At 60.8% G+C, this 14995-nt stretch carries 11 protein-coding genes; 6 read left to right on the top strand and 5 right to left on the bottom strand.

From position 1 onward, the window contains the following. Positions 1-129: 129 nt before the first annotated feature. Together AKL25_RS13245 and AKL25_RS13240 are read left to right on the top strand one after the other, a co-directional pair. The gene (locus tag AKL25_RS13245) at positions 130-744 is read left to right on the top strand and encodes an OmpW/AlkL family protein (RefSeq protein WP_050478138.1); all 615 of its coding nucleotides are present in this window, start codon (positions 130-132) and stop codon (positions 742-744) included. Between the two features lie 64 nt (positions 745-808). Then, positions 809-1921: a fatty acid desaturase gene (locus AKL25_RS13240; RefSeq protein ID WP_205627244.1), complete on the top strand. Its 1113-nt coding sequence runs from the start codon at positions 809-811 to the stop codon at positions 1919-1921. 179 nt (positions 1922-2100) lie between these two features. On the opposite strand, the gene AKL25_RS13235 is transcribed toward AKL25_RS13240, so the two are convergent. The 3 genes from AKL25_RS13235 to AKL25_RS13225 form a co-directional block, all read right to left on the bottom strand. Beyond that, complete coding sequence (locus tag AKL25_RS13235; protein ID WP_083444692.1) at positions 2101-3156, bottom strand: S1C family serine protease; 1056 nt, start codon at positions 3154-3156, stop codon at positions 2101-2103. A gap of 37 nt (positions 3157-3193) precedes the next feature. Further along, positions 3194-4639: a PDZ domain-containing protein gene (locus AKL25_RS13230; RefSeq protein WP_167541883.1), complete on the bottom strand. Its 1446-nt coding sequence runs from the start codon at positions 4637-4639 to the stop codon at positions 3194-3196. A 285-nt stretch (positions 4640-4924) separates the two neighbouring features. Next, complete coding sequence (locus tag AKL25_RS13225; protein ID WP_050478134.1) at positions 4925-7351, bottom strand: DUF3141 domain-containing protein; 2427 nt, start codon at positions 7349-7351, stop codon at positions 4925-4927. A gap of 177 nt (positions 7352-7528) precedes the next feature. On the opposite strand from AKL25_RS13225, the gene AKL25_RS13220 reads away from it, so the two are divergent. The 4 genes from AKL25_RS13220 (at position 7529) to AKL25_RS13205 (ending at position 10906) form a co-directional block, all read left to right on the top strand. Next, positions 7529-8389, top strand: coding sequence for an HDOD domain-containing protein (locus AKL25_RS13220; protein WP_050478133.1), 861 nt, complete (start codon positions 7529-7531; stop codon positions 8387-8389). Positions 8390-8637: 248 nt separating this feature from the next. Then, on the top strand, positions 8638-9378 hold the full coding sequence (locus AKL25_RS13215; RefSeq protein ID WP_240475732.1) for an N-formylglutamate amidohydrolase: 741 nt from the start codon (positions 8638-8640) through the stop codon (positions 9376-9378). A gap of 79 nt (positions 9379-9457) precedes the next feature. Then, positions 9458-10264 (top strand): transglutaminase-like domain-containing protein, encoded by an 807-nt coding sequence (locus AKL25_RS13210; RefSeq protein ID WP_050478132.1) that lies wholly within the window; start codon positions 9458-9460, stop codon positions 10262-10264. Positions 10265-10477: 213 nt separating this feature from the next. Further along, the gene (locus tag AKL25_RS13205; RefSeq protein ID WP_205627243.1) at positions 10478-10906 is read left to right on the top strand and encodes a response regulator; all 429 of its coding nucleotides are present in this window, start codon (positions 10478-10480) and stop codon (positions 10904-10906) included. A gap of 88 nt (positions 10907-10994) precedes the next feature. Here AKL25_RS13205 and AKL25_RS13200 read toward each other — a convergent pair whose 3' ends face one another. After that, the gene (locus tag AKL25_RS13200) at positions 10995-12299 is read right to left on the bottom strand and encodes a PepSY-associated TM helix domain-containing protein (protein WP_050478131.1); all 1305 of its coding nucleotides are present in this window, start codon (positions 12297-12299) and stop codon (positions 10995-10997) included. A 140-nt stretch (positions 12300-12439) separates the two neighbouring features. Then, positions 12440-14896 (bottom strand): TonB-dependent siderophore receptor, encoded by a 2457-nt coding sequence (locus tag AKL25_RS13195; protein ID WP_050478130.1) that lies wholly within the window; start codon positions 14894-14896, stop codon positions 12440-12442. Positions 14897-14995: the final 99 nt, after the last annotated feature.

Below are 14995 nucleotides of genomic sequence, written 5' to 3'. Positions count from 1 at the left end.
GCAGGCTACTTCCCTTGCTTTTTTGATCGACATCAAATCGCCTGGCCGGCATCACGCGTACATTTCGCTGCGTCGCAACCTCGTTCACAACCTGGTGTTCTCATCGAGAGAAAAAACGGAGAAATCATCATGAAAAAGATCGCAATGCTGCTGGCCCTCGCCGGCGCCATGACCACCTCATCCTTAGCCGCCGCACAAGAAAGTCCGTGGCTGGTGCGCGTGCGCGCCGTCAACATCAGCCCGGACAACAAGTCCGATCCGATCGGCGGCATGGGCGCCTCGGATCGCCTGAGCGTCAGTTCCAAGACCATTCCTGAAGTCGACATCAGCTATTTCTTCACGCCCAACTGGGCTGCCGAACTGGTGCTGACCTATCCGCAAAAACACGACGTACGCCTGGACGGCCAAAACATCGGCAGCTTCAAGCACCTGCCGCCGACCTTGCTGGCGCAATACCATTTCACGCCCGCCTCGACCGTCAGCCCATATCTCGGCGCCGGCATCAACTACACGCGCATTTCCGACGTCAACCTGCTCAACGGCGGCGCCCGCCTGGAGAATCACAGCATCGGCGGCGCCTTGCAGGCCGGCGTGGACGTCAAGCTGGACAGTCACTGGCTGATCAACTTCGACGTGAAAAAAGTGCAGATCCGCAGCGACGTGCTGGCGGCCGACGGCAGCAAGCTGAGCACGGTGAAGATCGATCCCTGGCTGATCGGCGTCGGCGTGGGTTATCGGTTTTGATTCACGCACAGATTCACACAAAATAACACCACCACAAGGTTTTAAGGTTTTAAGGTTTTATCCCATGCCGCATCTCGTTTCCACATTGACGCCGCTTACTCCGGTTTCTCCGCACGCCCCCATGCCGCACCGGAAGATCATCCGTTCCTGGCTGGAACCCATCGTCGCACGCAGCACGCCGCTGGCCATTGCGCTGGTGATGCTGGATTTCTGCCTGTTCGGCTTGTCGATGGCGGCGACGGTATGGGTGTCCAATCTGATCGCCAAGCTGCTGCTGGGCATGCTGACCGGCTTCATCATCGGCCGCCTGTTCATCCTCGGGCATGACGCCTGCCACCAGAGTTTTACCGCCAATCGCCGCCTCAACACCTGGCTCGGCCGCCTGGTCTTCATGCCGTCGCTGACGCCCTACAGCCTGTGGGCGGTCGGACATAACGTGGTGCATCACGGCTATACCAATCTCAAGGGGTTCGACTTCGTCTGGCAGCCGCATTCGCTGCAGGAGTTCCAGGCGCTGCCGCGCTGGCGCCAGAAGCTGGAGCGCCTCTATCGCAGCGGCTGGGCGCCGTGGCTGTATTACACGATCGACATGTGGTGGAAGAAGATGTACTTCCCTTCGCGAAAGCAGATGCCGACACGGCGCGCGGAGTTCATGTTGGACGGCATCCTGGTGAGCGCTGCAGCGGCGATCTGGATTGCCGGACTGGGATGGGCCGCGCAGGCCTCGGACCAGTCGTTCTGGACCTTGCTGCTGACGGCGTTCGCGGTGCCGGTGCTGTTCTGGAAAGCCATGATCGGCTTCGTCGTCTACGTGCATCACACGCACGTCGACGTCGCCTGGTACCAGGACAAATCCGAATGGGCCGCGGCACAGCCCTTCGTCTCGACCACCGTGCACCTGAGCTTCCGCAACGGCATCGGCGCCGCCCTGCATCACATCATGGAGCACACCGCACATCACGTCGACATGAGCGTACCGCTGTACCGCCTGAAGAAGGCGCAACAGATGCTGGAAACCATGCTGCCCGGACGCATCGTGATCCAGAAGTTTTCCTGGCGCTGGTATTTCGACACGGCGCGGCGCTGCAAGCTGTACGACTTCGACCGCCTGTGCTGGACGGATTTCAAAGGCCGTCCGACCAGTAACCCGTTAAGAGTAGTTGTGGAAGCGGCTTAGAGTCTGTTCGTCCCATACCGAACAGACTTCGCAAGCAAGGCCTAAGCCGCCTTTGCTGCCGTCTTGCTCCTTGTTGCACGGGGCTTGGCGGCAGCTTTTTTGCCAACGAATTGCCGGATGCCAGCGTCGCGGTCCTGCCGGAAAATGTGCCGGCAAACCGCAAGGGATTGGCAACAGCCTTATTGCGCCGGGGCGACTTCCAGCGTCAGATCCAGCATCTTGCGGGCGCGCCAGACGCGCAACGGCGCGTTGAAACCAGGACGCATGGCCTCGAGGATGGCCTGCGCTTCTTCGGGTGTACGGGTTTCCTGACCAGCGATCTCGGCGATGACGTCAAACTGACGCAGCCCGGCTTTTGCCGCAGTTCCGTTCTTGGCGACGTCGCTGACCAAGGCGCCTTGAACGGATTTAAGCCCCAGTTTTTTTGCGCTGGCTTCGTCGACACTTACCAGTTGCAATCCCATGGTTTTTGCCGCACCTGTGCCCGGGTTCGCGTTTGCTCCGGAGGATGGTGCAAGTGGCATGGCGGGCTGCATTGAGGGCTGCGTTGCGACGGCGGTCTTTGTCACCGGCTTGCGTGGCGGCGGTTTGCTGACCGGTGTCCAGGCGACAGCAACGCGGCGGGAACTGAGGTTGCCAAACATCTGGCCCCATAATTTTTCACGCGCTGCATCGGCGCGCGCACGCGTATCCTCCGCCTGGCAATAGCCTGCCGCCGCTGCAGGAGAATAACGGCTCTTCAGATAGGCCACGAACTCTTTTGTTTCATGGTCGCCGCGATCGACGTACCAATCCACATACGGAAATACCGGGGAAGCGTAGAACGTGCCGGTGCCCCCGGGCTCGGCATACCAGCAGAATCCGAACATCGGCACCTCGCCGGATGCGCCGACCTTCGGCGTCCCGCCACCGGCGATGCAGCCTTGCTCGGAACGAACCTGATTGATGGCGTCAATATGCCAGCCGAAGGTTTTCCTGGTGAACGGCTCCGTGCCCGGATCGTTCTGCGACTTGGCGAATTGTTGCGCCAGGGCCGCAAGTTCGGTACAGCTCTTGCCGCGATAAGCCGAGGTCGATATGCCCATGCTCTCCGGCGTCGCGTTGGCTTCGACGGAGTTTTGCATCGCCGATTGCATCATCGGCGAGACCACGGAATGCACTGCCATGCAGCCCGACAATGCGATTGCAGCGCAGGCTGCTGCAGCCCAGGCAAGAAGCTTGGAGTATGTTGTCATGACATGTCCCGGAACATTGAGCGTCGGCTTGCGCTATTCAGCGTGGCACCCAGTACAGGGAAAGCGTATCTTTTCCTGTGGCGGCGAAGCTCTGCCTCAAGGCCGTCGTTGCCTCTTCACGCAATTTGACGATCGCCTCCCGTGTCTTGCGGCAGACGGCATATCCCGGCGCATCGCCGAAGTCGGAACCAAGCCCGCGTTCGACCATGGCGGCTCGGAACTGAGCGCCTATCGCCTGATTGATGTCATCGACGGCGTCAGCTGCCGGCACGATGAATTCATAACTGATTGCACCGTTTTTTGTCGCAGTATTTGCGTTGACCCAGGCAAAACAATAGCCCGACATCCCCGCAGGCAGTGTCAGTTGCGTCGCCTGGGGACTCAGGGTCACCTGTACGAATTCCAGCTTGCGATTGCGCCAGACGCCCAGCTTGAGCGACGTGCCGCCGGGCACGCGCCCCAGCAACTCGATCAGTTGTTGCCGATTCTCCAGCGGACGGCCATTCAGAGAAAGCAAGACGTCCAGGGTTTTGAGACCGGCCCTGTCGGCGGCGCCATTCGGGATGGCGCCGCCCATTACCACACCGCGCGTCTGCCCCAGGCCGAGCGAACTCGCCAGCCACGGCGGAACATCATCGAACAAGCCCTTGGCGCCCATCACGTATTGCATCCCCATCCAGCCATGCTCGGCCAGAACCGGACTGGCCATCGACGGCGCCGTATCCGGCTCGGGAACCACCGGGGCTGCCGCCGCAATAGCGGTTGGGACAGCGCGCTCTTCTTTGCTCACCACAACCGTGACGTTGCGTGTCTTGCCGGCGCGGAAGACGCGCAAAGGCGCCTTGTAGCCCGGGCGCATACGACCGACGATGCTGTCAAAGTCAGTCGGCGTGACCACCGGCTGGCCGTTGACTTCAAGAATCACGTCGAGCGGCTTGATGCCTGCCTTGTCAGCCGCGCTGCCCTTTTTCGCATCGACGACCAAAGCGCCTTTCAAATCGGTCATACCCAGCGATTTTGCCAATGACGACGGGACACTGTCGACGGTAAGCTCCAGCGAGCCTTGCGCGACCTTGAGGGCGGGTGAAGCGGCAACTGCCGCTGCGGGCGCAGATGCCGACCTTGCAGCCGGTGTCTTCGCCTGCAACGGTGGAGGCGTGACGGGACACGACTTCTCGCCCTGAATCTGCTTCACCACGGAAATGTTCATTTCGGCGACGGCAATATCCACGCGATCGGCTTTTGCGGTGCCTTTTTTCAGATCTTCCTGATAGATAGGCAAGACGCCGGCCAGACTCTGGCAATCAGCCGTACGCAAGGAAGTCAACGTGATGTTGCGCATTTCCGGCGAGGTCATTTCCGCCACCATGTCGTAGGACGACGCCCGCGCGGAAAGAATCATATTGACCGGATCGAGAGCTCCGCAACCCGCCAGAGAAGACAACACGACGACGCAGGTCGCCCCCTTCAAGAAATCCACCATGCTCACCCCTGTCATTATTAGAAATAAAACAAGGAGGAAACATGTCCCAGACGGAAGGACGCGTGTCGTGCATGTATTTCCGGAATGGAAAATGCAGTGAATCCCCAACGCGTGCCGACGCAACGTATCCCACCGCATTGCGCCGTTTCACGCACCCCTTGCTGTTATTTTTCTGCTTGAAATTATCTTAACATCAGCCGGACAAGAAACCTACCAAGTCTTGCGCCGGTAAGCTTTACCTACGTACGAACCGACCTGGACCTTGCAGTCAAAGACCTGCGCTGTCTATGCGACCGTCTTGCTTCTGCTTGTTCTGGGCTTGGCGGCAGCTTTTTTTACTGCTGCAGGTTTTGCTCCAACCTTGATTGTGGTCTTGACTGTTTTAGCTGCCCTGGCAGCGGTCGCCTTCACCGCTACCTTGGCCGCCGGCTTCGCTGCCGGCTTCGCTGCCGGTTTGGCGGCCGCCTTCGGCTCCGGCTTCTCCAGCGCATCGGTCAGCTTGCGCGCCAGGCCGATCACCCGTTGCGGATCGACGCCCAGCGTGCCGATCAGGAACTCGATGATTTCCGAACGTGGATTGGCCAGTGTCGGCTCGATCATCATCACCGCTGCCGACACCGCCAGCGCGCGTTCGCGTGTTGCGGTATCGGGCAGCAATTGCTCCAGCGCGTTCAATGCTTCAATCGGCGCCACGGCCGTGATGCGCGCCTGCTCCTTCAGCAGTTGCACCCAGTTGGTCTTGGTCGACACACTCGCATGCATGCTCGGCAATTGCGCCAGCAGGCGCGCCAGGCGCAGGCTGCGGCGTTCAAAGGCGCCGATGGATATCATCCCGGCGACCACGATGCGGCACACCGCTTCGGCAAAACCGCCTTCCGCGATGTGTTCCAGCGCCCGCTCGCGATAGTCGTCCAGCTCGCGCAAGGCGCGTGCATGCGCCACGTCCGCATCCGGTTCCTGCGGTTTGAGCCAGGCGCCCAGGCCTTCCGGGCCGAACACCTGACGCGTGGTCTTGACCGTGCGCGCATCGCGGCGATCGCGGTAGGCGTTGAGTTCGTCGGTAATCTGTTCCGCCATCTTTTGTTCGAACTGCTTGAGCGGATGATCCTTGCCGACCGTGACGCGATTGGCGCGCGCTTCGGCCGCCTTCTGACGGATGAACGGCGCCAGCATGAACGAATCCGAAAACATCTGGCGCTGCATGCGTAAGGGATTGAGCTTGACCATGGTGTTGGCGACTTCGCGCGTGGCGCTCATCTTTATCCATGGACGCACATAGGTCTTGTAGAGGTTGGCGTTGAATTCCGACCATTGCGCGATGGTGGAAAACATCGCTTCTTCGTCGCGGCCTTCCGGATTGATCTTGCGGATGTCGTCCATGGTGCGGTGCTGGTAGTGCACCGTATAGTCGCCCGGCTCCAGCTCGTCCCAGCGCTGTTCCTCTTTGCCGGCTTTGGCTTCCAGCTTCATCTCATACAATCCGGGCGGCAGACTCTCGATCACGTCCAGCGAGGTCACCAGCTGGTCGTGTTCCTTCAGCGCAATGGAACCGCCGACAAAGATGCCGAGGTGGCCGACGCTTTCGTGCAGCACGTAAATGATGGTGCGGCCGGCCGCGGCGATCGCGCGTTCGTCGCCCCAGGTGTCGATGATCCAGTTCAGCGCCTGCGGCGGCGGCGTGATGTTGTCGCCCCAGGAGGCGAACACCACGATGGGCGAGGTGATGTTGCGCAGGTCGATGGGCTTGTCGCCCGCCATCATGGTGCCGCGCGCAAGCTTGTTGCCGACGAACAGGTTCTCGACGATGGACTCGATCTCGCTGCCGGTCATGCGGAAATAGCCGCCCCACCAGCGTTCGAACTCGAGGAAGCGTTCGGCTTCGGTATCGACGTTGGACCAGAGGTTGTAGTACTTGCTCCACAGCGTGTTGGCGGGATTGAGCTTCTCGAAATTCTCGACCAGATATGCGCCGTCGAAACGGTCCGCGCCCAGGTCGCTGGTCATCGACGCCAGCCAGGAGCCGCCCAGCGACGCGCCGCTATAGCGCATGGGGTTGAGCGTAGAGCTGCCGGCCCAGTAAGACACCGGCGCACCGACGATCATCAGCGGGCCGAACAGGTCGGGACGGCGCGCATTCAAGGCCATCATCGCCCATCCGGCCTGGCAGTTGCCGATCACCACCGGCTTGGCCGTGCATTGCGGATGACGCTTGATGACTTCTTCCAGGAACAGCGCTTCGGTATCCATGACGGTCAGCAAGGTCTGGCCGTCCTCCGGCTCAGGGCGGAAGGTCACGAAATACACCGTGTGCCCGGCGCGCATGGCCATGCCCACTTCCGAATCGAATTTGAAACCGCCGATGCCCGGACCATGCCCGGCGCGCGGATCGACCACCATCACCGGACGTGCATCCGGCTTGACCGGCATGCTGGCCGGCGGCTGCAGGCGCAGCAAGGCGTAATTGCAGGGATTCGGCAGGTCGTGCCCATCCATCACCACCTCATGCGCGAACTTCAGCAACGGCGGCGTGCCCTGGTCGAGATGCTCCAGATAGTTATTGCCGCGATCGAGCAAGGTATCGAGGAACAGATAGGTACGCTGCATGGCGTCCGTCAGGTAGGCATTGACGTCGCCCAGTTGCGGAAAAACGGAAGCGGGAGCGGCTTGCGACGCGGGTTCCTCGGTTTGACCAGGTTTCTTGCGCGTTGCCATGGATCCACTCCTTCGATGATGGTGTGACGATTTATACAACGATCTCGAACATCATACCGAGAAAGACGCGATCAAAATGTCTGATCTCTGCGACAATAAAACCGCAATTCATTGAATTGAGTGTACGCAGAATTTATGAAACCAGAGTTACCGAATTGACAAAAAGGGGAACGCCGCATGGAACTGAAGAGCCTGGTCGATCAGCCCAACAAGCTGCCCACCGTCCCCAAAGTCGTACAGCAGCTCATTGAGAGCTTCAATTCCGAAGACATCTCCGCCAACGAAATCGCCCATCTCATCGCCAGCGACCCGGCCCTGAGCGCCAAACTGTTGCGCCTGGCCAATTCCGCCTACTTCCATGTTTCGCGCACGGTCGGCACCGTCGACGATGCGTTGCGCATGCTGGGCTTCGTGATGGTGCGCAACCTGGTGCTGGGCAACGGCATGGTCGCCGCCTTCAAGAACACCAAGGGCATGGACCTGCAGCAATTCTGGCGCTACAACCTCTACACCGCCTGCGCCGCGCGCTGGCTGGCCCACAAGGGCGGCGACAACGGCGATGCCGTTTTCACTTTGGGCATGATGCACGGCATCGGCCAGTTGCAGATGCACGCCGTCGCGCCGGCTGAGATGGCGCCGCTGGACAAACAGCTGAACGTCCTCGACGCCGGCCGCGCCGCGCTGGAAAAGGAAAAGCTCAGCTTCCACTACGGCGACGTCTCGGCCGAACTGGCCAAGATCTGGAATTTCCCCGAATCGCTGAGCGCCACGCTGCAAGACGTGCCCGATCCGCTGACACCGAGCCCGTTCAACAGATCCGCCGCCTGGGTGCACCTCGGCGCCTGGCGCGCCCGTTCCGAGGTGCTGGAACTGAGCGACGAAGAGCTGGTGGAAAGCTACCCGACCGCCGTCGCCAAGAAGCTCGGCGTCGACGCCAGCTGGGTGCCGGCCTTGGTCGCGCATGCGAAGGACCGTGCGGATCGCGCCATGCCGGCCTTGAAGGAACTGACCGAAGGCCTGGACGCCATGCTGGAGTGAGTCCGGCCGGGGCGTCGCAGTTCAACAGCGGCTCCCGGCTTCGTTCAGGATGCTCAAGCTGGTAGCGAACGGCAGCATCGCCGTTCTCCGGACGCAATTGCACCGCGCCAACCGGCTCGAACCCCGATATAGCTGCTCCGCAGCGCATACGTGTTACTGTGTGTTAACGCGTATCCGGCCTTAGCTTTCGTCGTTTTGCAACACCACATTCCCTTCCAGTCGGCGCAGTGCAGCAACAATGTGCCGCCGTGTATCCGAACACATCGCGCGAAGGGATCCCGATTTACTTTTTCATCGTCACCTGCGAACACGGGGGCAATGCCATCCCCGCGCCCTACCACGACCTGTTTCGCGACCAGCAGGCGCTGCTGGACTCCCATCGCGGCTACGACGCCGGTGCGCTGCCGATGGCGCAGAAACTGGCGACAGCCTTCGACGGCGCGCTGGTGACTGCCACCGTGAGCCGTTTGCTGGTCGATCTCAACCGGTCGATCGGTCATCCGCAGCTGTTCTCGGCAATGACGCGCCGTTTGTCGCCGGCGATGCGCGAGGAAATCCTGGCGCACTACTATCGCCCCTATCGCGAGCGGGTCGAAACGCTGGTCAGGCAAGCCGTCTCAGAGGGAAAGCGCGTGATTCACATTTCGTCGCACAGTTTTACGCCTGAACTGGACGGCAAGGTGCGGCGCGCCGATATCGGTTTGCTCTATCACCCCGCGCGCGATGGCGAGGTCAAACTTTGCGCGCATTGGCGGGCGAGCCTGGCGGCATTGGCGCCCGCGCTGCGCGTACGCCGCAATTACCCTTATGCCGGCAAAGGCGACGGCCTGACCGCCTATCTGCGCCTGCGCTTCTCCGCGTCCTCCTATATCGGGATCGAACTGGAGGTCAATCAACACATCGTGCAGTCGGACGCCGCAATGTGGACCACGCTGGGCGCCTTGCTGCCGGACAGCTTGCGCGCGGCATGCGCCGTGGCTGCCGCATGATTTACTGCAAACAAGCTTGTCACCTCCAGCAACTTAACCTCTGCCGCTTGTGCAATACGGCTGAACACCGGAACCCGTCATGAAAATCCATATCGGTTTTGAAATGATCTACGATTGCCCGAAACCCACGCCCATGATTTTCAACCTGAACGTCCACTTCACGCGGGTATCGGATCTGGTCAGCCGCGACGATCTGATGTTCGATCCGCCGGTGCCGAGAATGGCGTACCGCGACAGTTTCGGCAATTGGTGCACGCGCATCGTCGCGCCGCAAGGCCGCATCCGCATTTCCGCCGACGCCGTCGTCAACGACAGCGGCATTCCAGATGTGCTCTCGCCGCAGGCGCGGCAGCTGGCCGTGCAAGACCTGCCGGAAGAGCCCTTGCTGTTCTTGCTGGGCAGCCGCTACTGCGAAACGGACCGCTTGTCGGAAACCGCCTGGCAGCTCTTTGAACATGCACCCGCCGGCTGGGGCCGTGTGCAGGCGATCTGCGACTACGTCCACCGCCATATCGTCTTCGGTTATGAAAATGCGCGCATGACGCGCACGGCGCTGGAAGCGTTTCAGGAAAAAGTCGGCGTTTGCCGCGACTATGCCCATCTGGCGGTCGCCTTTTGCCGCTGCATGAATATCCCGGCGCGCTATTGCACCGGCTATCTGGGCGACATCGGCACGCCGCCGCCGCACGGCACGATGGATTTTGCAGCGTGGTTCGAGGTTTTCCTGGACGGCAGCTGGCACACCTTCGACGCCCGCAACAATACGCCGCGCATCGGCCGGGTGCTGATCGCCCGCGGCCGCGATGCCGCGGACGTGGCGCTCAACAACACCTTCGGACCCAATACCCTGAGCCGGTTCAAGGTGTGGACGGATGAAATCGCTTAGTGCACATTGACTCGGACGCAACAAAACCTACTGATTAGTATTTATTCAGGAATCCCCCGATAGTCTTTCTGTACGAGCGTGCCAGAATGAACTCATGAACACTCGGTAAGCGAAGCGCAATATCCGGACCGTGTTGTGCAGTCGGAGCGTTCATGGGCTCATCCACAAGATCGGGCTCTCTGCCAGGGCCCTATTTTTGTGAAGGTGATGAGCATGCAACAATCCGACATCCTGCTGGTAGACGACAGCTCGGAAGTGGCTGAACTGACCAAGTTTGCGATTCTGCGCAAGAAACTCACTGAAAAGTGGGAATGGTTCAGCGATGCCGAGCATGCCTCCGATGTGCTGTTTCGCCATGAATACACGGCGCGGCGCGATCTGCATCCCTTCCTCATTCTGCTCGACCTGCACATGCCGCGCCTGGGCGGGCATGATCTGCTGCGCATGCTCAAGGGCAACAAGGCGACTTCGCATATCCCGGTGGTGATGTTCTCCACCTCGACCGACCGCGAAGACATCCGCAAGAGCTACGAGCTGGGCGCCAACGGCTATCTGGTGAAATCGGCCGATGCCCGCACGATGATGGACACGGTGGCCGACGCGGTGTCGTACTGGACGACGCGCAATCTGCCTGTGCGTTAGATGAAAACGATTGCATCAAGGAAAAGAGCCGCTCAACCAGGTTGATGCGGCTCTTTTTTTGCTCGGATTGCGCGGTGTCTATGACAGATTACGACAGCGACGTACGCTCCCTGCCGTCCATGCCGGCGGCCGTCTTGGCCGCGGCAGCCTGGGCGCCGGAAGGCGCACCTCCCGATGTCGCGTCCTGCTCCCGCGCCTTGATTTTCTGGCGCATGCGCGCCTGGCGCTTGCGGAACCAGATGATCACGCCGGTGACGCACAGCATGGCGACCAGCGCGCCCATGAACGAGATAAAGATACGCCCCGGCAAGCCGAGAATGCGGCCGGAATGCAGCGGGAATTGCGCCTGGATGAACAGGTCGCCGGCGCTTCCCGTACCGGGAATGCGCGCGCCTTCCGGCTTGCCGGTAGCAGCGTCGAAATACAGCCAGGAATTGCCCAGGCCGACGTCGCCGTGATCGTTGCCGGGTTCGAAGAAGCCGACGCCGTACAGGCCGAACATCGAGGAATAGAACACGCCCCCGGCCGGCACATCGAAGCCGCGGCGTTTGCCTTCTTCAACCGCCAGCCGGGTGACCTGTTCGCGCGTGATCTTCGGTTCCACGACCTTGTCGGCGGCAACCGGCGTGCGCGTTTCGAAGGCGGTCGGCGTGATGGTCGAGAATATCTTGATGACCGGCTGCATGACCTGCATGTTCAGATTCATGGAAACCGAAGTGACGGCCAGCACCAGCAGCAGTCCCCAGACCCAGACCGCGCCGGACCGATGCAGGTCGAAGTTGAGCTTGTGGCCGCCGTCTTTCCAGCGGAAGGCGAAGGATTTGCGCCAGCTCTTCCAGTTGGGAAAAGACAGCCACAGCGCGATGAAACAATCCAGCGCCCAGACGATGCCGATGATGCCCATCAGCCAGATGCCGGTTTCGAAGCCGCCGATATCGGGCAGGTGCATGGTGTAGTGCAGCTTGTAGAGGAAAGGCAGCAGGTTCTCGCGGCTGACCGAGACGGCGCCCCACATGCGCTGGCCCTGGATCTCGGCGCTGACCGGATCGACGGCGATCTGGTTGTAGTCGAGCGTATATGGCTTGCCGGTGGCGGGATCGAGACGCGGCTCGACCATCATGGGGATGGTGTGGCCGGGCTCGGCTTCATTCAGGACATAGGTGACGCGCAGCTTCGGCTCCCTGGCCTCGACGATGTTGGCCAGCTCCAGCCCGGATTTCGGCGTCCCGACGACATTCTGCTGCGCACTATTGGCGTGGAACAGCGCGGGGTTGAGCGCGGCGTCGAGCTCGTGGTCCCAGGAAATGATCGCGCCGGTAGCGCCCGAGATGAACAGGAACACCGCGACGCCAAGGCCGAACCAGCGATGCAAGAGGACGAGAACTGCGCGCATAAATTCACTTCAAAAAAACGTCATGTCAAAAAAACGCCGAAGCGGTCGTGCCCGATTTCAGGCACGACCGCCGGCAGGTTCAGCTCGCAGCGAGCGATTCACATCACATTCAAACCAAATTCAGCGTCCATTCAAGGCGATCAGAAATCCACCTTGGCGCTGAGACTGAAAGTACGCGGATCGCCGGGCTTGATCCAGTTTTCGTACTGGTATTCCCAGTAATGCTTGTCGGTCAGGTTGTTGACGGCCGCACGGAACGTCGTATCGTACTTGCCGATACGGGTCGTGTAATTGGCGCCGACGTTGAACAGCGTATAACCGGCCAGCTTGATGTCGTTGGCGGCGCGCAGCATGGTCGTGCCGGTGTACTTGGTGTCGGCCGAAAGCTTCAGTCCGCTCAGCTGGGGCACCTGGTATGTCACCTGGCCGGCGGCGACAAAGTCGGGCGCACCGGCAACGCGATTGCCATTGTAAGTGAGTCCTTTGCTGTATTTGGTATCGAGGAACATCAGATTGCTCGATACCTGCCAGTCGTGGCCCAGCCTGGAGGCTGCGCCCAGTTCCAGCCCCTGGTAGGTGGAACGGCCGTCCTGCACCAGCGCCTGGGTGGTCGGATTGGTGTATTCCGACGCGCGTTCAATGCGGAACAATGCCGCCGTGGCGCTCCAGCGCTGCTGGTCGGTTTTGACGCCGAACTCGTATTGCTTGCTGGTCAGCGGATTGAGCGTGCTGCCGTAGTTGGAGTTGGTCACGGTCGGTGCGCTGCCCTGCTCCAGCGATTCGACGTAGCTGGTGTAGATGGTGGTGCCCGGTTCAGGCTTGAACATCAGCGCCACGGTCGGCGTGATCACGCCGTCTTTCTTGTATTGCGCGGTGCGCGCGCCGGTGGTGCTGTAGCTGTTCTGTTCAAAGTTGGTGTAGCGGGCGCCGGCCAGCAGCGACCATTGATCCGAGAACTTCAGCGTATCGCTGGCAAACAGCGCCTGCTGCGTGATGTCGCCGGCATGGTAGGTCTTCAGGTAGGTCGCGCTGTAATAGTTGTTCGGATTTTGCTGATACAGGTTGCCGCTGCCCAGCGACTGGTAAAAACTCGCCACGCTGTAGTCGTTGACCTGCTTTTGCCAGGAAGCGCCGAACACCAGTTGATGGCCGATGAAGCCGGTCTTCGCCTTGCCTTCCACGATGGCTTGCCATTGATCGAAAGTATGGCCTTCACGCGTGTCCGAACGGTAATCGTTGGCGTAGTCGCCGGCCGGATTGCTCAGGTAGAGCGAGGACTCGTTGCGGCTGCGTTTGGAGGTGCTGTGGCTGTAGTAGGCGCTGGCTTTCCAGTCAGGATTGATGACGTAGTTCAGCCCGGTGGAATACATCTGGAAATTGGTGTTCAGATGCTGGCCTTGCCCCAGCAGCTTCTGGTCGTCGCTGCTCGGTACGCGCGGCAATTGCGACAGCGTGTAGCTGCCGGTATAGATCGACGGCGTCTGGTTTTCGGACTTGCGGTTCTGGTAGAAGGCCTGGAAATCCCAGGTCAGATCGCGCGTCAGGCGCGCATCCAGCGCCAGCGATACCGAGTCGCGCGTGATGTGGCCGTCGTTGAAGGTCTGGCCTTGCTCGTGCGTGGCGTTCAAGCGGTAGCCGAACATCTTGTCGTTGCCGAAACGTCCGCCCAGATCGACATGCTCGCTCCAGATGTTGTTGGACTTGTAGCCGACTTCGATGCTGCGCACCGGCTCTTCGGTCGGACGCTTGGTGACGTAGTTGATCAGGCCGCCCGGCGAGCCGAAACCGTACATGTAGCCGGAAGATCCCTTCAGCAATTCGATCTGTTCGAAATGCTCGTACGGCAAAGTGATGGCATAAGTCAGAAAAGGCTTGCCGTCGATGCGGTAGGCGTTTTGCCAGTCCAGCGCCAGGCCGCGCACGGTGACGTAGCTGGCCCAGCTGCTGTAGCCGCCGCTGTTGTCGGTGACCGAAGCGTCGAGGGCAAATACATCGCCCAGCTTGGTGACCTGGCGTTCGGCCAGGTCTTCGGACTTGATCACCGCCATGGAAAACGGCGTGTCCAGTTGCGAACGGGTGCCGAGCGCGCCGCTGGCGACGCGCTCGCTCAGGTGCAGGGTGTTGTCGGCGGCGGCCGTGACGCTCACCGCAGGCAAGCTGCTCGCATCGCTGCGGCTGTCGCGCTGATCGGGCGCGACGAGCACGTAGCCGGCATCAGTCTTGCGCATGTCGAATCCCGTATCGCGCAACAGCGTGCGGAAACCGTCGTCCACGCTGTACGCGCCCTGCAGGCCTTGCGTGCGCTTGCCCTGCACCTTGTTCGCGTCGATCGCGATGGAAATTCCCGATTGCTGCGCATAACGGTTCAGCGCCTCGCCCAGCGGGCCGGCGGGGATATCGTAAGAGACGGCTTGCGCGGCAACTTGCGCATGGGCCTGGCTGCCGATGCCGCCCAGCAAGGCGGCGGACAGCGCCAGCCGGACGGCAAACGCCAGCGGCTTCAGGTTGAGACGCGCGGAAGACGCCGAGGAAGCCGGCGAAGTGGAATGCGTGAAACGTCGGGACTGCATGCTGGAGACTCTCTTTTCGTTGGTCATACTTCCTTGACGCACGGCGAACGAAAAGTGGAACCGGTTTGTGTAAATATTGTTGCGGCATGGCGCGCATTTCGCTTTGGATCCCGCATTGGATTCCAC

The organism is Herbaspirillum rhizosphaerae, from assembly GCF_001189965.1.
Lineage (GTDB): Bacteria > Pseudomonadota > Gammaproteobacteria > Burkholderiales > Burkholderiaceae_D > Herbaspirillum > Herbaspirillum rhizosphaerae.
This window is presented reverse-complemented; position numbering and strand designations above follow the sequence as displayed.

Excerpts from the sequence above, each read along its gene's own strand:
- AKL25_RS13245 (WP_050478138.1), top strand. The coding sequence starts at position 130 with ATGAAAAAGATCGCAATGCTGCTGGCCCTCGCCGGCGCCATGACCACC.
- AKL25_RS13240 (WP_205627244.1), top strand. The coding sequence starts at position 809 with ATGCCGCATCTCGTTTCCACATTGACGCCGCTTACTCCGGTTTCTCCG.
- AKL25_RS13235 (WP_083444692.1), bottom strand. The coding sequence starts at position 3,156 with ATGACAACATACTCCAAGCTTCTTGCCTGGGCTGCAGCAGCCTGCGCT.
- AKL25_RS13230 (WP_167541883.1), bottom strand. The coding sequence starts at position 4,639 with ATGGTGGATTTCTTGAAGGGGGCGACCTGCGTCGTCGTGTTGTCTTCT.
- AKL25_RS13225 (WP_050478134.1), bottom strand. The coding sequence starts at position 7,351 with ATGGCAACGCGCAAGAAACCTGGTCAAACCGAGGAACCCGCGTCGCAA.
- AKL25_RS13220 (WP_050478133.1), top strand. The coding sequence starts at position 7,529 with ATGGAACTGAAGAGCCTGGTCGATCAGCCCAACAAGCTGCCCACCGTC.
- AKL25_RS13210 (WP_050478132.1), top strand. The coding sequence starts at position 9,458 with ATGAAAATCCATATCGGTTTTGAAATGATCTACGATTGCCCGAAACCC.
- AKL25_RS13205 (WP_205627243.1), top strand. The coding sequence starts at position 10,478 with ATGCAACAATCCGACATCCTGCTGGTAGACGACAGCTCGGAAGTGGCT.
- AKL25_RS13200 (WP_050478131.1), bottom strand. The coding sequence starts at position 12,299 with ATGCGCGCAGTTCTCGTCCTCTTGCATCGCTGGTTCGGCCTTGGCGTC.
- AKL25_RS13195 (WP_050478130.1), bottom strand. The coding sequence starts at position 14,896 with ATGACCAACGAAAAGAGAGTCTCCAGCATGCAGTCCCGACGTTTCACG.